We start from the raw sequence: 25,304 nt of genomic DNA on the forward strand, positions 1-25,304 counted from the left end.
ATGACCATTTTTTATGGCAGGGAGATTACAATGAAACTGAAATCCAAAATTATTATTTCTTTTTGTATTATTATTTTTGTCCCGATCGTGCTGATGATGGCGGCACTTTTCAGTTTTCAGCGTATCCAGGTAAAAGCGATTGAGCAGACTTATGGGATCACGGAAAATAATTATAGTTATTTTTCAAATTCCATGCAGCTTCTGAGCCGCTTTACCAAAGAATGTTTCAAAGAACTGAAGGATACGGCGAAGGATGATCCGGCGCGGCTGGAAGATCAGGATTATTTAGATGAACTTAATCAGACTTTAGAGGAGAAGAGTTCTTATCTGATCGTAAGAAAAGATAAGGAGCTGATTTACATTGGCGAGGATGCAAGTATTTCACTTCTGACACAGCTGCCATCCTATGGGGATACTGTGAAAGATGAGGATGCCGGAACTTACATTGACGGTGATGAACAGGTACTGATCAAGCAGATCGATTTCCAGTTTCAGGATGGAAGTGCGGGAAGTGCATTTATCGTTACAATTTTAGAGGAGACTGTTCCTGAGGTAAAGAAACTGCTCATTGATGTATTAGTTTCCATTATTCTCATTCTAGTGCTGACAGCGACAATGTTAACCATCTGGATGTATACGAGCATGATCAATCCGATCAGAAAACTGCAGACGGCAGCACAGAATATCAAAGATGGTAATCTTGATTTCTCCGTGGAATCGGACAGCAAGGATGAGATCGGTGAACTCTGCAGATCGTTTGAGGAGATGCGTCTGCGCTTAAAAGACAATGCGGAGGAAAAGATCGAGGGTGAAAAAGAAAATAAGACACTGATCAGTAATATTGCGCATGATTTAAAGACACCGATCACAGCAGTAAAGGGATATGCGGAAGGACTTATGGATGGTGTAGCTGATACACCGGAGAAACGGGATAAATATATCCGCACGATCTATAATAAGGCAAACGAAATGGATACACTTTTAAATGAGTTGACATTGTATGCTAAAATTGATACAAATCGTATTCCATATAATTTTGCAAAAATTAACGTATCAGAATATTTTAATGACTGCGTAGAGGAGATCGGGCTTGACCTCGAGACAAGAAATATCAGGCTTGCTTATTTTAATTATGTGGATGAAAATGTTCTGATCATTGCAGATCCGGAGCAGCTCCGCCGTGTGATCCATAATATTATAGGTAATTCCATCAAGTATCTGGATAAACAGCAGGGATTTATCAATATCCGTATCAAAGATGTCGGTGACTTTATCCAGGTGGAGATCGAGGACAACGGCAGAGGTATCTCTGCAAGAGATCTGCCATATATTTTTGACCGCTTTTATCGTGCGGATGCGTCGCGTAATTCTGCAACCGGTGGCAGCGGTATCGGTTTGTCTATTGTAAAGAAGATCATAGAAGACCACGGTGGAAAGATCTGGGCAACCAGTAAGGAAGCCATCGGAACAGTTATGTATTTTGTAATTCGTAAATATCAGGAGGTACCAAATGAGTAAGGTTTTGATTATTGAAGACGAGGTAGCAATCGCAGATTTAGAGAAAGATTATTTAGAATTAAGTGGTTTTGAGGTTGAGATCGAGAATGACGGGGTGGTCGGGTTAAAACGTGCACTCTCGGAAGATTTTGATATGTATATCTTAGATCTGATGCTGCCGGGGATTGACGGATTTGAGATCTGTAAACAGATCAGAGAAGAAAAGAATACACCGATACTTATGGTATCTGCCAAAAAAGATGATATTGACAAGATCAGGGGACTCGGACTCGGTGCAGATGATTACATTACAAAGCCGTTTTCACCGAGTGAGCTTGTCGCACGGGTCAAAGCACATCTTGCCCGCTATGAACGGCTGATCGGAAGCAATATCGTGGAGAATGACGTCATTGAGATCCGTGGCATCCGTATCGATAAAACAGCGAGACGTGTCTGGGTGAATGGAGAAGAAAAGCAGTTTACGACCAAGGAGTTCGATCTTTTAACATTCTTAGCAGAGCATCCGAACCATGTGTTCACAAAGGAAGAACTTTTCCGTGAGATCTGGGATATGGAGTCGATCGGAGATATCGCAACCGTGACTGTGCATATCAAAAAGATCAGGGAAAAGATTGAGATGAATACCAATAAACCCCAGTATATAGAGACTATTTGGGGTGTCGGATACCGCTTTAAACTATAGCTGATGTGAGCTTTGATGAAGTTGAGACGATTATTAAGAAAAATGAGCCTGCAATGGCATAAATATCAGAATAAAATAATTTAAAAAGTCAGGGCGGCAGATCAGTAATGATTTGCCGCCTCTTTTGAAGTTTATACTGATACATCAATAGAATTACGAACGATTCTATTACTATCATCATAAAAATATGGTTATAATACTTGAGTATGATCAAAAAGTGAATTACAATGTGCGTATAATTATAAATTATAGAGTTGAGATATATGCGTATAATCTGAAGAGACTATGATTTTAAAGAGAAAAATATAAATAAAATGCGGCAATTCATAAATATTTATTTGGGGAAATATACGATTTTGCAGGGGAAGTGAGAAATGTAAATATTTCAAAAGGAAACTTTCGATTTGCTCCAGTGATGTATTTACAAGCTGCAATCGAAAATGTTGAGAAGATGCCACAGTCAACATTTGATGAAATTGTTGAAAAATATGTTGAGATGAATATAGCTCATCCGTTTCGGGAAGGTAACGGTCGAAGCACTAGGATATGGCTTGATTTAATTCTGAAAAGAGAATTGAATCAGGTTATTGATTGGAGTGTTGTAGATAAGGAAGATTATTTGTTAGCAATGGAAAGAAGCCCAATCAAAGATATTGAAATAAAATATATTTTGAAACAGGCTTTAACAGATAAGGTTGACGATAGAAAAGTTTATATGAAAGGCATAGATCATAGCTATTATTATGAAGGTTATGTGATATACAAAGCTGAGGATTTATAGAAGCGTTACAGTTCACACCCACATTTATACCAAAATAGGATAGCACTGATCCGTAAAAGGGTATATAATAAAGAAGTTCGGGCTCTGACAAAGTCAGTCATCCGGATGAAATAAAGGATAAGCGAGGAAACAAAAGATGGGTAACTATGAAAAACCAACTGTCATAGTGACAGGAGAAAATATAGAAGGTGTGTATCTTGCAAGCGGAGATCACCCGGAGCAGTGCAGATTTGGAAGAACAGAAGCATCGGCTGGTTCGGATGTATGTCAGGAATGTTCCAAGAGTGGCGGAAAGCGTTCCACTCCGCTGCCGGGAGAAGAGTCCGCAAGGAGAGAGGATTTTGTAAGCTGCGTGGATAATATGCCGGTCAAATAGTAGAAATGAGGAACAGTATGCAGCCAGCGATCATTTATGAAGATGAAGATATTATCGTCTGCAAAAAGCCGGCAGGCGTGGCAACACAGACAAAACGTATCGGACAGGCGGATATGGAGAGCCTGCTTAAAAACTACCGGGCATCCAAAGGAGAAACACCTTATATCGGTGTGGTGCACCGTCTGGACCAGCCGGTCGCAGGAGTCATGGTATTTGCTAAAAATAAAGAGTCAGCATCGGATTTGAGCCGTCAGATCAAAACAAAACTGACAGACAAATACTATTATGCCATGACGGACGGAGTGCCGGAAGAGAAAAAGGGAACCTTAGAGGATGATCTTTTGCAGAATGGACAGACAAACACATCTGAGGTGGTAGAGAGAGGAACTTTGCAGGCAAAACATGCAAAACTTTCCTATGAAGTAATTGAGCAGAATGGGAGAAATGCCATTTTACGAATAAAGCTTGATACCGGACGTCATCATCAGATCCGCGTACAGCTTGCACATGCAGGAATGCCGATCGTCGGGGATAAAAAGTATAATTTCAAAGAAAATATTACCCCGTCAGGAAAACAGCTTGCACTATGTTCTTTCAAGATCGCATTCCGTCATCCAAAGACACATAGAAAACTGGAGTTTGAAATTGACAAGCCTTTTGGTTTATCATAAAATAAATCCAAAGGTTTTTAAAGAATAAGGAGATTTATCATGGCAAAGGACAAGAAGTTAGTAGAGGCAATCACTTCCATGGAGGAAGATTTTGCCCAGTGGTATACAGACGTGGTCAAAAAAGCGGAACTAATCGATTATTCATCCGTAAAGGGATGTATGATCCTTCGTCCGGCGGGTTACGCGATCTGGGAGAATATCCAGCATGAATTAGACCGCCGTTTCAAAGAGACAGGCGTTGAAAATGTATATTTACCGTTGTTTATCCCGGAGAGTCTGTTAGAGAAAGAAAAAGATCACGTGGAAGGGTTTGCACCGGAAGTTGCATGGGTTACTTACGGCGGCTTAAATCAGCTTCCGGAGCGTCTGTGTGTCAGACCGACTTCAGAGACATTGTTCTGTGATTTTTATAAAAATATTATCCAGTCTTACCGTGATCTGCCAAAGGTATATAACCAGTGGTGTTCTGTTGTAAGATGGGAGAAGGAAACACGTCCGTTCTTACGTTCCAGAGAGTTCTTATGGCAGGAGGGACATACCGCACATGCGACTGCAGAGGAAGCAGAGCAGAGAACCGTACAGATGTTAAATGTCTATGCGGATTTCTGTGAGGATGTACTTGCAATGCCGGTTATCCGTGGACAGAAGACAGAAAAAGAAAAATTCGCAGGCGCAGATGCAACTTACACGATCGAAGCGCTGATGCATGATGGAAAAGCATTGCAGTCAGGAACCAGCCATAACTTTGGCAATGGATTTGCAAAAGCATTTGGCATTCAGTACACTGATAAGGACAACAAACTTCAGTATGTATATCAGACATCCTGGGGTATGACAACACGTCTGATCGGTGCGATCATCATGGTACACGGAGATGATTCAGGACTTGTGCTGCCACCGCGTATTGCTCCGGTACAGGCTATGGTCATCCCGATCCAGCAGCAGAAAGATGGTGTGCTTGACACCGCAAAAGAAGTCTGCGAGCGTATCGGAAAAGTCTGCCGTGCAAAACTTGATGATTCTGACAAGAGTCCGGGATGGAAATTCTCCGAGCAGGAGATGAGAGGTATTCCGGTTCGTATCGAACTTGGACCAAAGGATATTGCAGCAGGCAAATGTGTGATTGTGCGCCGTGATACCAGAGAGAAGATCGAGGTTGCATTAGATGAGCTTGAAGCAAAACTTCCGGAGTTATTAGAGCAGATCCAGAAAGATATGTTTGAGCGTGCAAAGGCACACAGAGATGCACATATCTGGGATGCACATAACTACGAAGAGTTTACAACAATCGCAAATGAGAAACCGGGCTTTATCCGTGCAATGTGGTGTGGAGATCAGGCATGTGAGGATAAGATCAAAGAAGATCTTGCAGTGACATCACGCTGTATGCCGTTTCATGATCAGGAACATATCTCAGATGTATGTGTATGCTGCGGAAAACCGGCTCACAAATTAGTATATTGGGGTAAAGCATACTAAAAAATAAAAACAGAACCGCAAAGTGATTCAGCGAATATAGACAGATTCGCTGAATCATACGGTTCTGTTTACTTTTAACATAAAATGGAAACGATTCCGGTAGCGTTTTTACAATGGGATCATAAGACCTGCAGAAAGTACATGTAACACAAAATATTATTTTTTCAGGGGGATGGGAGAAGATGATAGAAAAGTATTATGATGGTGCGATAGAACAGGTGGCAGCCGGTTTGGGAACTGTGGAAAAGAACCATCTTCTGGTCAGATACAGTGGACAATTTTCCATAGAAGAATTAAGTTATACAGATCAGCTGGAGAAAATGGAGAATATTTTCGTACAGATGCACGAATTTGAACCGGGTGAGATCACCAGTGCATATGAGCCGTATCTTACCATGATCTGTGATGGCTTCAGGCGGTATATGACGGGTACATTCGAAGAATTTATGGAAGAATGTGATGTGTATTATCTGCACCGGCCGGTACTGCTTGGCTATTTTAACCGGGGATATGCAAAAAGGGAAGAGATCATTTTGCTCGATGAGGTGGCATATGAACAGGAGCGCATGCTAGCGGCACTTGAACGTATGCTGTATGCCATTGCAGACAGGCATCCGGTTCTTCTTATTTTGAACCGTTTTCAGCTGGCCTCAAAAAGTACGATGCAATTGACAGCGCGAATTTTAAAAGCCGAGAACAGCAATATAGGTCTTGTGCTTGGGGTCAGTGATATTCAGGCAATGCCGGAGTTTTTAGTGCCGGACTGGGAGATGCTTTACGAGACATTAGATGATGGCAGCAAGATTTACCATATCGGAAATTCCGGCAGGAAAAAAGAAGAAATCGCAGATGATGGAAAATATGCTGACTACGGAAGCGAAAAGGTCTACCGCAAACTGCAGAATATGGTGGAATTTCTTGATTTTGACCAGGCAGCATATTATCTGGAGGTTATAGAGCGAAAGATAAAATTTGATAATCTCTTTGTCGATGATCCTGCGCGTTTTCGCATGTGGCTTTTATTTGCAAAAGTTTCCATTTTAAGGAAGGATATTCCCAAAGCTCTTGAGATCTGCGAGGATTTAGAAAAAATTCATCTTGCCGGAAGGGAAGATGAGTGTGCATATGAGCAGGACTATCTGATCGCAACTGCGTATATGTATCAGGGAAAATTAAAAGAAGCCTTAGAGATGGCAGGCGAAACATATCGTATTGCAGAAAAAATATCGGATGATTACCGGAAGTTTTTATCCGAGTTACTCAAAACCCAGATACAGATGTCCGGCTGGTATAACATATTTTTCTGTGCGCAGGATGTAAAAATAGAGAAAAGCCTGACCGAAAATCTGATCCGCTACAATTACCGCAATCATCTGGCACATGTATATATTTATGCATATGACAATAAGCCGGAAATCGTCGAGAAGGCGAATCAGTCTGAAGAACTTCTGATCTACTTCAGCAAGGGAATACGTATTGCCAAAGAAATCGAAAATGAACATCTGATCAACACGGCATACCAGAAAAATATCATGCTTTCGTCGACAAATGGCATGTATGAAATTTCCCTGCTTTATTCGGTGCGCACGTATGAAGCATTGAAAGATAAAAGATCAATCCAGGCAGGCCGTATCTATTCGGGAATTGCATATAATTTATGTGCGATCGGTGAAAATGAACGTGCAATGGCGTATTACACGCATGCCATCCGTCTGTTTTATTATCTGAGGGAGCCGGGAGATATTGCAGAAGTGCAGTATAATATGTCTTTAAACTGCATTATGTGCGGTCAGTATGAAAAGGCGGAATTTTATCTGACACAGTGCATGAAGGCTGTGGAACGTCTGCATTTAAACAGTCTGAGGGTATGCAATCTGTCAAAATTATATGGACTTCTTGCACTTGTGTCTGTTTTAGAGGGCAACAGGTTTAATTGTGAGCGCTACTTAAATAATTGCAGACAGTTTTTAAATTACGTTATAGAAAAAGAAAAGATGGGAGATGGGTTTGGAACTGTCCATGATTATGCGAAAGTTGATGACGACATGTTTTTATATACATTTTCCCGCGGATTGCTTGCCGTATACGATAGAGATTATGAAAAAGCTGACTTAGATTATGAAAAAGCGGAGAATTATCTGAGATGCTCCGAGGGAAATCAGTTTTTCAGCTATGCACTTTTCCGGAAAAAGCGAATGGAGTGTTTCAATCATCTTGGAAATAAAAAAGGGGAAGTAAAACAAAAGAACATACTGGAGGAATACGAAAACAAACATTTTAACACTTATGGAAAGCTGGCAGAAAAAATTATGGATACCCTGCCGCCTTTAGATGATGAGGATGGGAAGAAGGAGATTTCCGTACAGGAATTAGATGCGCTTCTCTGGCAGGAAAGTATGGTGCTTGCTTATAAGAGTAAAAAACACCAGCTGGATTTTATTTTAACCTGGCAGAAACTGATCGACGTGACCGGAGTCAGTGCAGAAGAAATGATCGATGCGGTCATGAAAACGTTTTTAAATCATTTTAATGTGGATTGCGCGGTATATGCGCGCTGTATGGAGAGACAGACGCAGGTATTATACAATAATACAGGGATAGAATTAAACGACGGGCAGACGGGCAGGATCATTGCTTCCCTGAAACGGAATCCGGGAGGTTATGCAATCTCGAAGATCAGCAGCAATTATAATGAGCACCAGGATATCACATCATTATTTGGTGAGGATGATGTGTGTTCTTTAGTGGCAGTACCGTATTTTAACAATTCAAAACTGGAAAATTTCCTGATCGCCTATGTGAGGATGAAGGATAACTGGCATTCTTCCGTAAACAGATATATGTTAGATGAAGATGACTTAAACATGTATCAGCTTTTGTTCCGGGAGGTAAAATACTCTTTGAACCGTCTGGACGCATATGATAAAATATACGAGATGAACAATAAACTTTATCTTTCTGCAGTTACAGACCAACTGACTGGAATTTACAACAGAGAAGGGTTTTACCGGAGAATCAAAGCCCTGATGGATGAATTCCTGGGAGGAAAACGAAAACCGGAACTGGGACTGATGTTTATTGATCTCGATAATTTTAAACATTATAATGATACTTACGGTCATGATGTCGGAGATCTGGTTTTAAAGGAAATGGCAGACATTTTCTCGGGTCTGTGTGAAAAACAGGGATTTGTATGCCGCTACGGCGGGGATGAATACATTATCGTATTTTTTACTGCAGACGAAGAAAAACTTACAGAGACAGCAGAGCTGATCTATAAAAAGATCGATCAGGCAGACGGTTTTGAAGGAGCGATTTCTGAGAAACTGAAAAAACAGATTTCTATCAAAAAAGAGCAGCGTATTTCCTGTTCCATTGGAATCGTGTCGGCGAAAGACGTTCATGACGAGGAAGAAATCAACCAGATGATCAAGCGGGCGGATGATCTGCTCTATTCGATCAAGACAACAAAAAAGGGAACTTACCGTATATGAAAATCGTTTTGCCGGAAAAAGTAAATTTTATCATAGAAACATTAGAAGAACATGGCTATGAAGCGTATGCAGTCGGCGGCTGTGTGCGCGACACCATGTTACACCGCACACCGGGGGACTGGGATATCACGACACAGGCGAAACCGGAGCAGGTTAAAGAAATATTTGCCGAAAAAAAGATCCATACCATTGATACCGGGATACAGCATGGAACAGTCACCGTGATGGTGGAACATGAGGGATTTGAAGTGACAACTTACCGGATCGACGGTGAATATGAGGATGCAAGACACCCGAAAAACGTGCAGTTCACGGCGAGTCTGCTGGAGGATTTAAAACGGCGTGATTTTACAATCAATGCCATGGCATATAATGACAAAAACGGTCTGGTCGATGCATTTGACGGTGTGGGTGATTTAGAGCGCGGCGTGATACGATGCGTGGGATGTGCCACAGAGCGTTTTTCGGAAGATGCGCTTAGGATGCTTCGTGCCGTGCGTTTTGCTGCACAGCTTGGATTTGCGATTGAGGAAGAGACAAAAAAGGCGATGGTAAAACTTGCACCGAATATTGCAAAAGTCAGTGCGGAACGGATACAGACCGAATTGGTAAAATTAATTACCTCTGCACATCCGGGCGAGATCAAAACAGCATGGGAGACAGGTCTTACAGCAGTATTTCTGCCGGAGTTTGACCGTATGATGGAGACACCCCAGAATACAAAACATCACTGTTATTCGGTCGGGGAACATACCGTGGCAGCGTTAAATCATATCGTCGGGGATAAGGTGCTGCGTCTTACCATGTTGCTGCATGATGTGGCAAAACCTGCGTGCAGGACCACGGATGAGTCCGGCAGCGATCATTTTTACGGACATCCGAAGGAAGGCAGTGAGATCGCACGAAAGATCCTGCGCCGGTTAAAGTTTGACAATGATACGACGGATAAGGTGTGCCGTCTGGTGTGCTGGCATGATGATAATCCGCCTCTTTCAGAGAAAAATATTAGAAGAGCAGTAAGCAGGATCGGAGTGGAACAGTATCCGGCATTGTTTGCGGTAAAACGTGCAGATATCCTGGCACAGAGCGAATACCAGAGGGGAGAAAAGTTAGCATACGTGGATGGATATGAGGCATTATACCGGGATATTTTAGAAAAAAATCAGTGCCTTACGATACGGGACCTGGCAGTCAATGGAAGTGACCTGATCGCTGCCGGGATGAAACCGGGAAAAGAGATCGGGGAAACATTAAAAGGTCTTTTGGAACTGGTGCTTGATGAACCGGAGCTGAATACAAAAGAAAGACTATTGGAGAGAATCTGTAGTCATGAATGAACAAACCCTCTCATATGATGAAGAGACACGGTGGTAAGACCGTAATCAATCATATGGGGGGCGTTTTTTTGTATAATCGACCGGAACAGGTATTAGAACAATACGAACTGGAAGTAAAATCCATCTCAAGAGGACGGGACAGCTATCAGTGTGATACCGAACAGGGACCAAAAATATTGCGTGAATACAGAGGTTCGAAAGAACGGGCAGAGTTTTTAGCAGATATGCTGGATCATCTTGATAGACAGGGAAGAACTGTGGAAACGATAATGCGCACAAAAGAGGGCGAGCCGTTTTCTGTGAATGAGGAGGAAACAAAATACATATTATATCAGGCGTATCCGGGTGCAGAATGTGATACGAAAAACAGGTCAGATATGTTTAGCGCAGTAAAAGAACTTGCGCTGCTGCATCAGTCTGCACAGAATTATGAGGGCAGTGTACCGGAGTTTTTACGATCGGGACAGAACAGTCTGTTAATGCTTTATGAAAAAAGAAACCGTGAGTTAAACAAAGTAAAGAATTATATCCGTGCAAAAAAGAAAAAAAATGATTTTGAGATGATGTTTGCGGTCTGGTATCCGGAATATGTGAAAAAAGCGAAAGAGACAACGGATATTTTAAAGGATCTTGGACGGCAGGAGAAACTGATCGGATTCTGTCATGGTGACTATAACCAGCACAATGTTATTTTCTCACAGGAAGGAATTGCAGTCGTTCATTTTGAAAATTTCCTGTATCAGGAGAGAGTCGGGGATCTTGCAAACTTTATCCGGAAAATGATGGAAAAGAATAACTGGAATGCAGGACTTGGCATGGATCTGATACGTAATTATGACCGGGTAAAAAAGCTGTCGCCGGAAGAACTGAAATATCTGTATGTTTATCTTGCATATCCGGAAAAATTCTGGAAGATCGCAAACCGTTATTATAATTCACATAAAGCATGGCTGTCAGGGAGAAATATAGAAAAATTAGAGAAAGTCATTGCGCAGGAAGATGCAAGGGAACAGTTTTTACAGATGCTCTTCCACTTTACCGTGTAGATAGTTTGCGGTATAATTATTTGCACAATATTTTAGAAAGCAGGAGAGCACATGAAGATAAAATACAGGATTATTTTGCTGCTTGCAGCAATGATCATGCTGTTTAGTGCATGCGGAAAGAAGAATACGGTTGTAACCGGGCGTTATTATTACCCGGATCAGGAGAAAGATGCCAAAACGGAGGATGTTTCGGATGATGCAAATGAGTCGGTGGAGGCAACCGGGGAAGATGTGGTCGGAACAGACCAGTTCCTGATCAGATCGAATGATATGCAGGCAGAATGTCTGACATTAGAGCAGATCGCATCCGGTAAAGAATATGTGTATTATTACACAATCGCAACCAGATTTCTCGATAAATATGGAAACCGCACAGCGGTGTCTTATTTTGAACCCGGCAGAGTGATCACGGTGGGAGAAAAAGATGATCAGGGAAAGATCACGCAGGTGCAGATTTCCGATGCTGTCTGGGAATATCCGGATGTATCACGTTATTCGGTGGATATGGATCGGAGGATTTTTAAGATCGGAGATGAACGGTATTCCTATGATGCAGATCTTTATATCTGTGAAGATGATGTGAGAAAGCAGTTATCAGATCTGACCGATTTAGATACACTGCGGGTGACCGGTATAGGAAAAAAAATGATCTCCATTGTTGTCACAACCGGACATGGGGAACTTGCGCTGACGAATACAGAACTTTTTGAGGGAAGTTTTATCCAGATCGGAAGCAAAATATTTGCGGAAGTGACCAAAGATATGACGATGGAACTGCCGGCAGGAACTTATACTGTGACTGTGGCAAATAACGGATATGGCGGAAGTACAGATCTTACGATCGAGAGCGGACAGAAAGAGACACTTGATCTTAACACTTTAAAGGGTGAGGGACCAAAGTTTGGAAATATTTTATTTGCTGTGGATGTGGAGGATGCAATCATTCAGATTGATGGAAAAGTGATCGACACCGAGGAGGCAGTTCCGATCCAGTATGGAGTGCACAGTCTTGCTGTTACAGCTCCCGGATATGATACTTACAATAAGAAGCTGTTTGTTAATTCAAAAGAGGCAACGATCGTGATCGGAATGTCCGGTGATGGAAGTGGAACAGAAAGCACCACGGAAGAGACAGAAACAGAAAATACAGCGGATTCCGTGACGAACGAAACAGATACTACGACAGATGGAGCGGCAGGGAGCCTTGCGGGAAGTCTTGCAGGAAGCCATACAGCTGGGGAAAGCAGCGGAACAACTGCCGGAACTTCTGTGGGAAGCAGCACTGGAACCTCGACGGGGGATTCACTGGAAAACAGCAGCGGAATTTTGACGGATGGGACTTCGGGAACCGGCAACGGGGATGGCACATCAACGGGCAGCAGTACGGATTATCTCTCTACTCTGTCAGAACTTTTGTCAACGTTATCCGGAAACAGTAATTAAAAAGGACAGAATTGTACAAATTTAGCATGGAATAGTACTTGAAAAACAAGTTTGTTATCGCTAATATAAAGACAGAATCATAAGTATGGGAGGAAAGAAAAATGGGATACAAAGAAAATTATGAGAGCTGGCTGAATAATCCTTACTTTGATGAGGATACCAGAAATGAACTGAAAAATATTGCGGGAAACGAAAAAGAGATCGAAGACCGTTTTTATATGGATCTGGAATTCGGTACGGCAGGACTCCGTGGTGTGATCGGAGCCGGAACCAACCGTATGAATATTTACACCGTACGCAAGGCTACACAGGGACTTGCAAATTATATCAGCAAGGTAAACGGGCAGAAGCGCGGAGTTGCGATCGCCTATGATTCCCGCCACATGTCACCGGAATTTGCAGATGAAGCAGCACTCTGCCTGGCAGCAAACGGAATCAAAGCATATGTATTTGAATCTTTAAGACCAACCCCGGAACTTTCCTATGCAGTACGTAAATTAGGCTGTATTGCCGGAATCAATGTGACAGCAAGCCACAATCCACCGGAGTACAATGGATATAAAGTATACTGGGAGGATGGTGCACAGATCACACCTCCGCATGATACCGGAATCATGGATGAAGTAAAAAAAGTAACCGATTATGCAACAGTAAAGACCATGCCGCTTGATGAGGCAAAAGCAGCAGGACTTTATCAGGTGATCGGAGCAGATATCGACGATCCTTACATTGCTGAATTAAAGAAACTGGTTCTGCATCAGGACTGCATTGATAAAGTGGGCGGAGAGTTAAAGATCGTTTATACACCATTACATGGAACAGGAAATATTCCGGTACGCCGTGTATTAAAAGAGCTTGGCTTCAAAAATGTATATGTTGTTCCGGAGCAGGAGCTGCCGGATGGTGATTTTCCGACGGTAAGTTATCCGAACCCGGAAGCAGCAGAAGCATTTGAACTTGGACTTGCCCTTGGCAAAAAAGTAGATGCAGACTTAATTCTTGCGACAGATCCGGATGCAGACCGTCTCGGTGTGTATGTAAAGGACAGCAAAACAGGAGAATATCACAGCTTAACCGGTAATATGTCAGGATGCCTGATCGGTGATTATGTGATCGGACAGCGCAAAGAGCGTGACGGAAGCCTTCCGGCTGACGGTGCATTTATCCGTTCTATCGTTTCTACGAATATGGCAGATGCGATCGCTGACTATTATGGAATCGAGCTGGTAGAAGTGCTGACCGGATTTAAATTTATCGGTCAGAAGATCTTGGAATTTGAGAAAACAGGAAAAGGAACCTATCTGTTTGGTATGGAAGAAAGCTATGGCTGTCTGACAGGAACCTATGCGAGAGATAAAGATGCGATCGTAGCATCCATGACACTCTGTGAAGCAGCCGCTTACTATAAGACAAAGAACATGACATTGTGGGATGCAATGCTTGCAATGTATGAGAGATACGGCTATTACAAAGATGATGTGACATCCATCACCTTAAAAGGTATCGAGGGCCTTGCAAAGATTCAGGAGATCATGAATACACTGCGTGATCAGGCACCACAGGAGATCGGTGATTATAAAGTGACTGCAATCCGCGACTATAAGAAAGACACTGTTACAGATCTTGCAACCGGTAAGGTTACACCGACAGGACTTCCATCTTCTAACGTTCTTTACTACGAGATGACAGATGGTGCGTGGGTATGTGTAAGACCATCCGGTACAGAGCCGAAAGTAAAATTTTATCTGGGTGTAAAGGGAACTTCCCTTGCAGATGCTGACAAAAAATCATCCGATTTATCAAAAGCAGTACATGCGATGATCGATAAAATGCTTTAATCATAATCCTGAACGGAAAATGTATGTAAAAATGCCCATATTTAGGGGATTTTCCTTGACAACAGAAGTAAAAACAAGTATAAATAATGAAGTAGGTATTACAGTGTACGGATATCCGTCAGGGATTGGTGCATCAGAAGACCGCAAAATTAAATTTACTGTGAAAATCCAGAGGAGGAATTTTTAACATGAACAAAGCAGAATTAGTTGCAGCAATGGCTGAGAAAACTGAATTAAGCAAAAAAGACGCAGAAGCAGCATTAAAAGCTTTCACAGACGTTGTAGCTGAAGAATTAAAAAAAGGTGAGAAGATCCAGTTAGTTGGATTCGGAACATTTGAAGTATCTGAGAGAGCAGAGAGAACAGGAAGAAACCCACAGAGCGGTAAAGAGATGGTTATTCCGGCTTCTAAAGCTCCAAAATTCAAAGCTGGTAAGGCTTTAAAAGATATGGTTAACGCATAATCATAACAGAAAAGATTCTAAGCGGGTTCCGGTTGCGGAATCCGCTTTTTAATGTAATAGGAAATTCCCTATTACACAAAAAGCCCTCCGGGCGGGATGCGCATCTCGCGGAGAAGAAGTTAGCTGTAAACAGCACCACTCGAGCGCGAAAGAGTCGCAAGCGGCTCTTTGTTCATTGCATTTTATGAATAAGAGGAGGATTATATAATGAGACTTGATAAATTTTTAAAGGTATCCCGTCTGATCAAACGCCGTACGGTGGCAAATGAAGCGTGCGATGCAGGAAGGGTATCGGTAAATGGAAAACCGGCAAAGGCATCGGTTAATGTCAAAGTCGGAGATATTATTGAGATCGCATTTGGAACGAAAACCGTAAAAGTGCGTGTGCTTGATCTGTTGGATACAACAAAAAAAGAACAGGCAAAAGATTTATTTGAATATATAGCATAAAAACAAAGACCTTCTAATATATTTAGAAACGGTGATAGATATTTCCGCTAATAAGTATCAGGAGGTCTTAGGATGGATGATAGAAATACAAATGTGACAAAGTCACATAAAGTACTGCTTGCAAACCGCAAAAGCGGGGCTTTTTCCGGAGTTGTGGACGTGTTGTCATTTGATGTGGCAGAAATTCTGTTAGAGACAGAACTGGGTATGCTTTTGATAAAAGGGCACGATCTCCATGTGAATCGTCTGACTTTGGAAAAAGGCGAAATTGATATTGAAGGAAGAATCGATTCCCTGACTTATTCCGATATCAAAAGTGCAGGAAAACAGGCAGAATCTATTTTAGGGAGATTGTTTAAATGATGGCTGTCAGCGCGGCGATCAGTGAACAGGCAGCCTCACTTGGAGTATCCATACTGATTGGCGGAGCATTGTTTCTTTTGTATGATATCCTGCGTATTTTTCGCAGAATCGTGCCCCATGGGAATTTCTGGATCGGCATGGAGGATTTTGTATACTGGATCTGCTGTACGGCAGTGGTTTTTGTGATGCTGTATCGGGAAAATGACGGCATGGTGAGAGGATTTTCCATAGGTGGAATCGTGCTTGGCATGCTGCTCTACTATCTTCTGTTCAGCCGTTTTGTCATACGGATCAATGTGATGGTCTTTGGGGCGGTTTTTGGTCTGCTCGGCAAAATGTTTGGTACTATTTTACTACCAGTCAGAAAACATGGGAAAAAAATTATACATTTTTTCAGAAAACGATTGAAAAAAGTGTGCAGAGCAGTTAAAATTGGGTTATGTAAACTATAGTCTGACGGTATGTTTGCGAAAAACAGTCAGGACAGCGGTATATCAGATGGAAGGAAACAGATATGGCAGGTAGGGGACATCGAAAAAAGAATAATAACAGAGCAGGCAAGCTTTGTATTGGATTGATCGTCATTGCATTTGTTGCGGTAATGTCTGTTCAGATCATCCGGGTTTACCAGAAGGATCAGGAGTACATACAGCAGGAAGCATCACTCCAGAAGCAGTTAGAGGATGAAACTGCAAGGGGAGAACAGCTGAGCAATTATGAGACATATACAAAGTCCCAACAGTATGTGGAAGATACTGCAAAGAGTAAATTAGGACTTGCCTATGATAATGAGATCATCTTCAAGGAAGCGAAAAAATAGATTACAGATAATGATTAAAAAACAGTTCCATGATGTGCGGATAACGCATCTGGAACTGTTTTTTTGTTTACTTATTTTGCGATAGCGTCGATTTTTTCAAGTTCTTCTTTGGAGAAAGAAGTATGTCCGATGATACCGATATTGTCTAAGATCTGTTCCGGTTTTGAGGCACCGATCAGAACACTTGTCACATGATCGTCCTTTAAGATCCAGCTTAATGCCATCTCTGCAAGTGTCTGACCACGTTCTCCTGCCAGTTCATTTAATGCTTTGATCTGAGCCAGGCGTTCCGGCGTTAAGGAAGATTCATGTAAAAAGCGGCCGTCCTTTGCAATACGGCTGTCTGCCGGGATACCGTTTAAGTAGCGGTTGGTCAGCATACCCTGGGCTAAAGGTGAGAAGGCGATGATACCTTTATGAAGATCATGCGCAGTTTCCTTTAGGCCGTTATTTTCGATGGTACGGTCAAAGATCGAATAGCGGTTCTGGTTAATGATGAACGGGCATTTTAAGTCATTTAAGATAGCTGCCGCTTTCTTTAAGGTTGGTCCATCATAGTTAGAAAGTCCGGCATAAAGTGCCTTACCGCTTTTTACGATGGAATCAAGAGCCCCCATTGTCTCTTCAAGCGGTGTTTCCGGGTCCATGCGGTGATGGTAGAAAATATCGACATATTCAAGTCCAAGTCTCTTTAAGCTCTGGTCTAAACTTGCGATCAGATATTTACGGCTTCCCCAGTTGCCATAAGGTCCCTCCCACATATCATAACCGGCTTTTGTACTGATCAAAAGCTCATCACGGTAAGGCATAAGATCATCTTTTAAGATCTGACCGAAATTGCGCTCTGCACTTCCGTAGGCAGGACCGTAATTGTTGGCGAGATCAAAGTGGGTAATGCCGTGATCAAAGGCGGTGCGGCACATTGCCTTCATGTTGTCATAACATCCGGTATCACCGAAATTGTGCCATAATCCCAAAGATACGACCGGAAGTTTTAATCCGCTTGCTCCACAGCGGTTATACTGCATGGTTTCATAACGTTTACTGTCTGCTGTATACATTTTATTCCTCCCATGAAACGTTTTATATAAGATGTAATAATGAATTATACCATATAACGTGAATAAGGTGTGATGGCATTTTGAAATTCCTAAAAATAATCAACTGTTTTGAACTCCCTCGAAAGGATATCAAAAAAGGAATTTTGGCGAAAACTTTTTTGAAACCGGGCTTTTCTTTGACAAAGATTTTTGTTCCTGACTCCTATAATGGGATGCACCCGAAAAAATCAGCCGGATGAGATCCGGTGGATGGCGGGGAAAATAAGAAAGTGTAAGGAGACAGTAAATGAAAAAGACCAGAATCAGACAAATGATATTCAGTATACTTGGGAGCCTGGTATGCAGTGTCAGTGTGATGGGATGTTATCCGCTTGTGCCCGCATATTTTACGGCACTCTATTTAGAGCAGGTAAACGGAGTCATGCTGCTTGCGTTTATGTACATAGGAATGACCATATTTATGCCGCTTACCGCTGCGGTAAAATATGGAGTAACACTGATCGTTATGATTGGTGCTGTAAAGCTGATCGAATGGGCAAATGAAGGATGTCCTGCATTTTTAGCAGGTGTGATGGCGGGGCTTACCACACTGATCTTATCGTTTTGCGGGAGTCTTCTGGAATGGAAAAACCAGCCGGCTGGTGCGGCGGTATTTTTAGAGTCTATATTTATATTTGGTGCAGTGATCCTTTTAAACCGCAGCATTCATTTCCTGATGGAGTGGACACCTGTGCAGCAGAAAACGGAGGATCTGCCGGAGACAGGAAATGGCGAGCGTTTAAAAAATTATGCGGAATCTTTCCAGGGACTATCTCAGATTTTCTTAAATATGAGCACAGGAAAAGAAAAATATGCAGCGGACGAGCTTGGCAGGGTACAAAATGAGCTGACCGGAAAAGTCTGTGCTTCCTGCGATTCCTGCACACTTTGCTGGGAGAGGGACTGCACACCGCTTTATGGGATTTTGTCCTCGATGATCACCTCAATCTGGCAGAAGGGGGAGCCGGGAGCAGAAAATGAGGCAGAACTGAAAAAGTATTGTGCAAAAAGCCGGGATATGGTGGAGGAGGCAGTACGTGTATTTGAACGTGTCAGTTTAAATCATGCATGGTACAACCGGCTTTTGGAAAACAGGCAGGTGATCGCGGAACAGCTTGATGCCATGGCATATATCATGCAGGACTGTGCAAGAGAAGAACGCGTGCTTGATGCGCAGGAGAGGAGGGCAATCTCCGAGATACGCTACCGCGCGAAAGAGAAGGGAATCTCGATTGAGGAGATTCATCTGATCGAGACATTAGATGGCAGGTTAAAACTGAGTGCGACTTTAAAAAGCAGAAGGGGAGGGTGCATTGCTTTAAAATCATTTGTGACCGCGGCAGAACATGCTTTAGGAAAGCAGATGCGTGCAGCGGCAGATACGAAAACTTTTATTTCGAGGGAACCGGTCAGTTATGTTTTTTATGAGGATACGGTGTACCGCAATGTGCAGGGAATTGCGAGAGTCAAAAAAGACGGGGCAAAAATATCGGGAGATAATTTTTCTTTTCTGGAGTTAGAGCGGGGGGAATTCCTTCTTGGACTTTCTGACGGCATGGGTTCCGGAAGCATGGCATGTAAAGAGAGTGAGATGGTATTAGACCTTGTTGAGCGTTTTTTAGAGGCAGGTTTTTCTGTGGAGACAGCAATCCGCATGATGAATTCTGCGATGGTCATGAAAGGAGCAGATGATCTGTATTCCACAGTTGATCTCTGCAAGATCAATCTGTATACAGGAATGGCAAGGTTATATAAGATCGGTGCGGCGGCAACTTTTATAAAGAGAGGAACAGAGGTGGAATGTATTGCTTCACAGAGCCTGCCGGTGGGAGCACAGGTACAGATGGATATTTCCATGCAGGAAACAAAACTCATGGGTGGTGATTTTGTTGTCATGGTAACGGATGGTGTGTTAGAATATCTGCATGTAAAGAAACCGGAGGATACCATGCAGGAGATCATAGAGAGCATACAGACGAATAATCCGGGGATACTGGCAAAGAAGATCATGGAGCGTGTGATGCTTTTTACGGGAGGAAAGGCTAAGGATGATATGACCGTGTTAGCGGCATGTATATGGGAAAAATAAATGACAGAAGATGTATTAAACTGGATCAAAAAAGAAAAACTGATGACAGAAGGGGATACCGTGATCGTAGGGCTGTCCGGTGGGGCGGATTCTGTGGCACTTTTGCTGGTGCTTTTGGAATTGCGCGAAAGAATCGGATACACGCTTTTGGCAATACATGTAGAGCACGGTATCCGGGGAGGAGAGAGCAGGAAGGATGCTGCGTTTGCAGAAGAACTCTGCAGACAAAAAGGGGTTCCATGCAGGATATGTCCGGTCAGTGTGCCGGAATATGCGGCTGCGGAGGGACTTGGCATTGAGGAAGCTGCGAGGATACTTCGTTATGACTGTTATCAAAAGGAGGCAGAGAAACTTAAGAAAAACGGAGCGGGACATGTCTGCATTGCCCTTGCACATCATGCAAATGACAATGCAGAGACGGTTTTGTTTCAGATGGCGAGAGGGAGCGGAATCCATGGAATGTGCGGAATGCACCCGAAGCGTGTACTTGCAGGAGATATTTCCATTGTGCGTCCGCTTCTTTGTGTTTCAAGAAAACAGATTGAGGAGTACCTTGATAAAGCCGGTCAGGAGTACCGGACAGATGGCACTAATCTGGATATAAATTACAGCAGAAACCGTATCCGTCACTGTGTTCTGCCGGAACTGTTAAAGGTCAATGAACAGTCGGTTTCCCATATCAATCAGAGTGCACTGCTTTTACAGCAGGCAGTTGATTATATGGAACAGGAGACTAAAAAGGCAATGCAGACATGCTGCGCTTTTACAGATGGCGCATATACTATTTTAAAAAATGAGTGGCAGCAGTATCCTGATATCATCCGGCAGGAGATCGTTCATGCGGTATTAGGAAAAGCATCTGGCAGCAGGAAAGATATCGGTATGGTACATGTGCAGGATGTCTGTGCCCTGATGGAAAAACAGACCGGACGTGAGATCATGCTTCCGTATCAGGTGACGGCATGCAGGGTCTATGAAGGGGTAAGACTGCGCCGTGGGGAAATCCAAAAGGATGCCGGGGGAGCATGGAAGAAGCTGGAACCTGAAGATAAAAACGAAAATGTCCGGCCGGTTTATAAGCTCACAGAGACAGATTTTGCAAAATTAGAAGCGGGAGAAACGGTAACGATCACATTGCCGGATGCCAGTGTGAGCCTCAGACTGCTTTTATTTTCGGGAAAAATTGACGAAATTCCTAAAAATCAGTATACGAAATGGCTGAATTATGATAGGATAGAATGTGGCTTGCAGTTTCGGAGCCGGGCATCCGGAGATTATCTGACGGTGGATGATGCAGGACACAAAAAGAAATTAAAGAGCTATTTTATTGATGAAAAAATACCGCAGATAAAAAGAGATCACATATGGCTTTTAGCGCAGCAGTCGCATGTGTTATGGGTCATTGGCGGGCGGATCAGTGCCGTCTGCAAAATAAAAGAAGATACAAAAAGGATCCTGGAAGTAAGGATCGACGGAGGAAATTATCGTGAAGATTAAAAACATTAATGTTCATTTTACGGAAGAAGAGATTGACAAGAAGATCAGGGAATTAGGTGCAAGGATCAGTGAGGATTACGCAGGGGAATCTGTATGTCTGATCTGTATTTTAAAGGGAGCATCTTTCTTTACCTGTGAGCTGGCAAAAAGAATCACCGTACCGGTGGAAGTGGAATTTATGTCAGTTTCCAGTTATGGTTCCGGCACAGAATCCAGTGGTATCGTAAAGATCGTACAGGATTTATCAACCAGTATTGAAGGAAAAAATGTTATTGTTGTTGAGGATATCATTGATACAGGAAGAACTTTAAGTTATCTTTTAGAGAATTTGAAAACAAGAAGTCCAAAGAGCGTTCGTCTGTGTACACTGCTTGACAAACCGGACCGCAGGGTTGTGGATGTAAAGGTTGACTATGTCGGATTTGAGATACCGGACGAGTTTGTAGTAGGTTATGGTCTTGATTATGATCAGCAGTACCGTAATCTGCCTTATATTGGATTTGTGGAGATAGAGGAATAAAGGAGAAAAAGGATTGAATAATAAGAGAAGCGGTTTTAGAGGATTTGGAGTATATCTGATATTAGTGCTTGCTGTCATTGCAATCTGGTACTGGCTCGACGGTAACAATGTGACCAATACTTATACGAGGCAGCAGTTTGAGACGGCGTTAGCAGAAGGTAAGGTGACACAGGTTAATGTGGTACCGAACCGTGAGGTGCCTACGGGAAGTGTGAACATTACATTCAGCGATTCGAGTACGCAGGTGATGCTTGTCTCTGACGTAGCAGAGATTGAGCAGTATATGCGGGAAGCCGGATTTAAGACCTATACGGTACAGAATCCGCCGGAGGAGAGCTGGCTTTTGACACTGCTTCCATATCTGATCATTTTTGCTGCGATGTTCATTTTCTTTATGATCATGACAAATCAGGCGGCAGCAAATTCAGGCGGCGGAAGCAAGATGATGAATTTTGGAAAGAGCCGTGCGAGAAGGATGAGTGATGATCCGGCGAAACGTGTGAAGTTCTCGGATGTGGCAGGACTGCAGGAAGAAAAAGAAGAGTTAGAAGAAATCGTTGATTTCTTACGCGCACCGAAGAAATATACACAGCTTGGTGCGAGAATCCCCAAAGGTGTACTTTTGGTGGGACCTCCTGGTACCGGTAAGACATTGCTTGCAAAAGCGATCGCAGGAGAGGCGGGAGTACCATTTTTCTCTATTTCAGGTTCTGATTTTGTAGAGATGTTTGTCGGTGTCGGTGCATCGAGAGTCCGTGACCTTTTTGAGGAAGCAAAGAAAAATGCACCGTGTATCATTTTTATCGATGAGATCGATGCAGTTGCAAGACGAAGAGGAACAGGTATGGGCGGCGGTCACGACGAGCGCGAGCAGACCTTAAACCAGATGCTTGTCGAGATGGACGGATTTGGCGTGAATGAAGGCATTATTGTCATGGCTGCGACCAACCGTGTGGATATCTTAGATCCGGCGATCATGCGTCCGGGACGTTTTGACCGTAAAGTTGTTGTGGGTCGCCCGGATGTGCGCGGAAGAGAGGAGATCCTTTCCGTTCATGCAAAAAACAAGCCTCTTGGCGATGACGTTGACTTAAAACAGATCGCACAGACAACAGCAGGATTTACAGGTGCAGATCTTGAAAATCTTCTGAATGAAGCTGCGATCGTTGCGGCAAAAGATAACCGCGCCTATATCAGACAGGATGATATCAAGAAGTCCTTTGTAAAAGTCGGAATCGGTGCGGAGAAGAAGAGCCGCGTGATCTCTGACAAGGAAAAACGTATCACGGCATTCCACGAATCCGGTCATGCAATCTTATTCCATTTATTACCGAATGTAGGACCTGTTTATTCTGTTTCGATCATTCCGACCGGAAGCGGCGCTGCAGGATATACCATGCCTTTGCCGGAAAAGGATGAGATGTTTAACACGAAGGGCAAGATGTTACAGGATATCGTTGTATCACTTGGCGGTCGTGTGGCAGAAGAGCTTGTATTTGATGATATTACAACAGGAGCATCCCAGGATATCAAACAGGCGACCCAGATGGCAAAAGCCATGGTCACTAAATATGGTATGTCTGATAATATCGGTCTGATCTGCTATGACAATGATGATGATGAAGTATTCATCGGACGTGATCTTGCACATGCCAGAGGATATAGCGAGGGTGTAGCAAGTGCGATCGATCAGGAGATCAAGCGTATCATTGATGAATGTTATGCGAAAGCAAAGCAGATGATCACAGATAACCGTGATGTATTAGATGCCTGTGCAAACCTTCTGTTAGAAAAAGAAAAGATCAGCCAGCAGGAGTTTGAGGCATTATTTGATAAATAATTGTGCAAAATTTTCTGTTTTCGGAAATATTTAGTACCAAGGTACTGTACAATGTGTATAAAAACAATAATGAAAAATTGTGAACTTTGTGCACACTTATTTGCGGGGGCATGCTATTATAATAACTGTAAAAACCCCCCAATACATTATATATAATTTTTGCTATACCCCATAGTAAAAATACCTTCTCCTAAAAATGGAACCTGACCCCAGGTTTCATTTTTTTTGTCTATAACCGGATTATCTCCGGATCAGATCAACATTACATAATTGAAAAAAATTTCCAATTATATCTTGACACATTAGCGAACTAAAGTTATAATCCTAGTAATCTTATAGGAAATATATGAAAAGAAAAAGCAGCTACAGAAGACACAGATTTTACATATGCATGATGCAGGTTTTACGGAGTGGAGGGACAATGAGAAAGAGGATGGCAGCAATCCTTGCGGCAGTGATGCTTGCAATGGGGACATTCGCCGGATGCGGCAGTGTGGCAGATGCGGATACAGTAGAGATCGTCAATGTTTCCTACGATCCGACCAGAGAATTATACAAGGCCTACAATACCATGTTTGAACAACACTGGGAAGAACAGGCAGGGCAGAAAGTAAGGATCATCCAGTCCCATGGAGGTTCCGGAAAACAGGCACTTGAGGTTGCAAACGGACTGGACGCAGATGTGGTAACACTTGCATTAGAGGGTGATATCCAGACCATTTCCGATTCCGGGCTGATCGATCAGGGTTTTGTATCAGAGTTTCCGGATGACAGCGCTCCTTATACTTCAACAATTGTTTTTCTTGTGCGGAAAGGAAATCCCAAACAGATCAAAGACTGGGATGATCTGCTAAAGTCCGATGTCAGTGTCATTACACCGAATCCGAAGACTTCCGGCGGGGCGAGATGGAATTATCTTGCAGCGTGGTACTATTTTGAAAGTCAGGGAGAGAGTGAAGAAGAGATCACGGAGCATATGAAAACGTTATATCAGAATGTGTTGGTATTAGATTCCGGCGCACGCGGTTCGACGACCACATTCATTGAAAATGGTCAGGGTGATGTTTTAATTGCATGGGAGAATGAAGCATTTTTATCCATGCGGGAAGAGCCGGGGGAATATGAGATCGTTGTTCCATCGGCATCGGTACTCTGTCAGCCGACCGTGGCAGTTGTGGATGAAGTGGTTGACCGGAGAGGCAGCAGGGCTGTGGCAGAGGAATACTTAAATTATCTGTATTCGGATGAGGCACAGAAACTTGTGGGAGAAAATTATTACCGTCCGGCAGATCCAGATATTGCAAAGGAATTTTATACAGAGGAAGGAACACGTGAGATCGCAGAAATTCCTTCCGATGGAAAATGGATGGTGACGGATGTTGATCTGGCAGATATCAGTCATTTTGGGGGATGGAATACAGTGATAGAGAAACATTTCTCAGATGGCGGGATCTTCGATACAATCTATGAACGTAACAGATAATGATGAAGGGGGC

General features: G+C 42.9%; 21 protein-coding genes and 1 pseudogene. 21 read left to right on the top strand and 1 reads right to left on the bottom strand.

The annotated features are described in order from the left end of the window. The first annotated feature begins 30 nt into the window (after positions 1 to 30). From DXA60_RS04610 to DXA60_RS04685, 16 genes and pseudogenes are all read left to right on the top strand, one after another. On the top strand, positions 31 to 1,518 hold the full coding sequence (locus tag DXA60_RS04610) for a sensor histidine kinase (protein WP_117919925.1): 1,488 nt from the start codon (positions 31 to 33) through the stop codon (positions 1,516 to 1,518). After that, entirely contained in the window at positions 1,511 to 2,200 is a 690-nt protein-coding gene (locus tag DXA60_RS04615; RefSeq protein WP_117919927.1) for a response regulator transcription factor, read from the top strand. The genes DXA60_RS04610 and DXA60_RS04615 overlap by 8 nt, the downstream gene beginning before the upstream one ends. 316 nt (positions 2,201 to 2,516) lie before the next feature. Then, a pseudogene (fic, locus tag DXA60_RS04620) lies at positions 2,517 to 2,981 on the top strand (protein adenylyltransferase Fic); the annotation flags it as partial. A 136-nt stretch (positions 2,982 to 3,117) separates the two neighbouring features. Continuing rightward, the gene (locus DXA60_RS04625) at positions 3,118 to 3,357 is read left to right on the top strand and encodes a hypothetical protein (protein ID WP_117919931.1); all 240 of its coding nucleotides are present in this window, start codon (positions 3,118 to 3,120) and stop codon (positions 3,355 to 3,357) included. A gap of 5 nt (positions 3,358 to 3,362) precedes the next feature. Next, on the top strand, positions 3,363 to 4,028 hold the full coding sequence (locus DXA60_RS04630) for an RluA family pseudouridine synthase (RefSeq protein WP_117919933.1): 666 nt from the start codon (positions 3,363 to 3,365) through the stop codon (positions 4,026 to 4,028). 39 nt (positions 4,029 to 4,067) lie between these two features. Continuing rightward, on the top strand, positions 4,068 to 5,507 hold the full coding sequence (gene proS / locus DXA60_RS04635; protein ID WP_117919934.1) for a proline--tRNA ligase: 1,440 nt from the start codon (positions 4,068 to 4,070) through the stop codon (positions 5,505 to 5,507). 182 nt (positions 5,508 to 5,689) lie between these two features. Beyond that, complete coding sequence (locus tag DXA60_RS04640; protein WP_117919936.1) at positions 5,690 to 9,001, top strand: GGDEF domain-containing protein; 3,312 nt, start codon at positions 5,690 to 5,692, stop codon at positions 8,999 to 9,001. Further along, positions 8,998 to 10,338, top strand: coding sequence for a CCA tRNA nucleotidyltransferase (locus DXA60_RS04645; RefSeq protein WP_117919938.1), 1,341 nt, complete (start codon positions 8,998 to 9,000; stop codon positions 10,336 to 10,338). The genes DXA60_RS04640 and DXA60_RS04645 overlap by 4 nt, the downstream gene beginning before the upstream one ends. A 68-nt stretch (positions 10,339 to 10,406) precedes the next feature. Continuing rightward, on the top strand, positions 10,407 to 11,384 hold the full coding sequence (locus tag DXA60_RS04650; protein WP_243006757.1) for a CotS family spore coat protein: 978 nt from the start codon (positions 10,407 to 10,409) through the stop codon (positions 11,382 to 11,384). Positions 11,385 to 11,435: 51 nt separating this feature from the next. Continuing rightward, entirely contained in the window at positions 11,436 to 12,827 is a 1,392-nt protein-coding gene (locus DXA60_RS04655) for a hypothetical protein (RefSeq protein ID WP_117919940.1), read from the top strand. Between the two features lie 101 nt (positions 12,828 to 12,928). Continuing rightward, a complete protein-coding gene (locus DXA60_RS04660) occupies positions 12,929 to 14,665 on the top strand; it encodes a phospho-sugar mutase (RefSeq protein WP_117919942.1) in 1,737 nt (578 codons plus the stop codon). Between the two features lie 188 nt (positions 14,666 to 14,853). Continuing rightward, the gene (locus DXA60_RS04665) at positions 14,854 to 15,129 is read left to right on the top strand and encodes an HU family DNA-binding protein (protein WP_006856310.1); all 276 of its coding nucleotides are present in this window, start codon (positions 14,854 to 14,856) and stop codon (positions 15,127 to 15,129) included. 207 nt (positions 15,130 to 15,336) lie between these two features. Further along, a complete protein-coding gene (locus DXA60_RS04670) occupies positions 15,337 to 15,579 on the top strand; it encodes an RNA-binding S4 domain-containing protein (protein WP_006856311.1) in 243 nt (80 codons plus the stop codon). A 72-nt stretch (positions 15,580 to 15,651) separates the two neighbouring features. Further along, positions 15,652 to 15,942, top strand: coding sequence for a sporulation protein YabP (gene yabP / locus DXA60_RS04675; protein ID WP_117919944.1), 291 nt, complete (start codon positions 15,652 to 15,654; stop codon positions 15,940 to 15,942). Further along, complete coding sequence (gene yabQ / locus DXA60_RS04680; protein WP_117919946.1) at positions 15,939 to 16,394, top strand: spore cortex biosynthesis protein YabQ; 456 nt, start codon at positions 15,939 to 15,941, stop codon at positions 16,392 to 16,394. Before yabP ends, yabQ begins: the two co-directional genes overlap by 4 nt. A gap of 62 nt (positions 16,395 to 16,456) precedes the next feature. After that, complete coding sequence (locus DXA60_RS04685) at positions 16,457 to 16,762, top strand: septum formation initiator family protein (RefSeq protein ID WP_117919948.1); 306 nt, start codon at positions 16,457 to 16,459, stop codon at positions 16,760 to 16,762. A gap of 71 nt (positions 16,763 to 16,833) precedes the next feature. Here DXA60_RS04685 and DXA60_RS04690 read toward each other — a convergent pair whose 3' ends face one another. Beyond that, positions 16,834 to 17,823 carry an aldo/keto reductase gene (locus DXA60_RS04690; protein ID WP_117919950.1) on the bottom strand — a complete coding sequence of 330 codons (990 nt, stop codon included), beginning with the start codon at positions 17,821 to 17,823 and terminating at the stop codon, positions 16,834 to 16,836. Positions 17,824 to 18,109: 286 nt separating this feature from the next. Between DXA60_RS04690 and DXA60_RS04695 the strand changes: the two genes are divergently transcribed. The 5 genes from DXA60_RS04695 to DXA60_RS04715 all read left to right on the top strand — a co-directional run bounded on the left by DXA60_RS04695 (position 18,110) and on the right by DXA60_RS04715 (position 25,291). Continuing rightward, positions 18,110 to 19,951: a SpoIIE family protein phosphatase gene (locus DXA60_RS04695; protein WP_117919952.1), complete on the top strand. Its 1,842-nt coding sequence runs from the start codon at positions 18,110 to 18,112 to the stop codon at positions 19,949 to 19,951. Continuing rightward, positions 19,952 to 21,448 carry a tRNA lysidine(34) synthetase TilS gene (gene tilS / locus DXA60_RS04700; RefSeq protein WP_117919954.1) on the top strand — a complete coding sequence of 499 codons (1,497 nt, stop codon included), beginning with the start codon at positions 19,952 to 19,954 and terminating at the stop codon, positions 21,446 to 21,448. It abuts the gene before it with no gap. Then, a complete protein-coding gene (gene hpt, locus DXA60_RS04705; RefSeq protein WP_117919956.1) occupies positions 21,438 to 21,968 on the top strand; it encodes a hypoxanthine phosphoribosyltransferase in 531 nt (176 codons plus the stop codon). Before tilS ends, hpt begins: the two co-directional genes overlap by 11 nt. A 13-nt stretch (positions 21,969 to 21,981) precedes the next feature. Beyond that, positions 21,982 to 23,808: an ATP-dependent zinc metalloprotease FtsH gene (gene ftsH, locus DXA60_RS04710; protein ID WP_117919958.1), complete on the top strand. Its 1,827-nt coding sequence runs from the start codon at positions 21,982 to 21,984 to the stop codon at positions 23,806 to 23,808. Positions 23,809 to 24,229: 421 nt separating this feature from the next. After that, positions 24,230 to 25,291 carry a sulfate ABC transporter substrate-binding protein gene (locus tag DXA60_RS04715; RefSeq protein ID WP_117919960.1) on the top strand — a complete coding sequence of 354 codons (1,062 nt, stop codon included), beginning with the start codon at positions 24,230 to 24,232 and terminating at the stop codon, positions 25,289 to 25,291. Positions 25,292 to 25,304 lie beyond the last annotated feature (13 nt).

The sequence above is a fragment of the Roseburia sp. OF03-24 genome (assembly GCF_003463035.1).
Taxonomy (GTDB): domain Bacteria; phylum Bacillota; class Clostridia; order Lachnospirales; family Lachnospiraceae; genus Roseburia; species Roseburia rectibacter.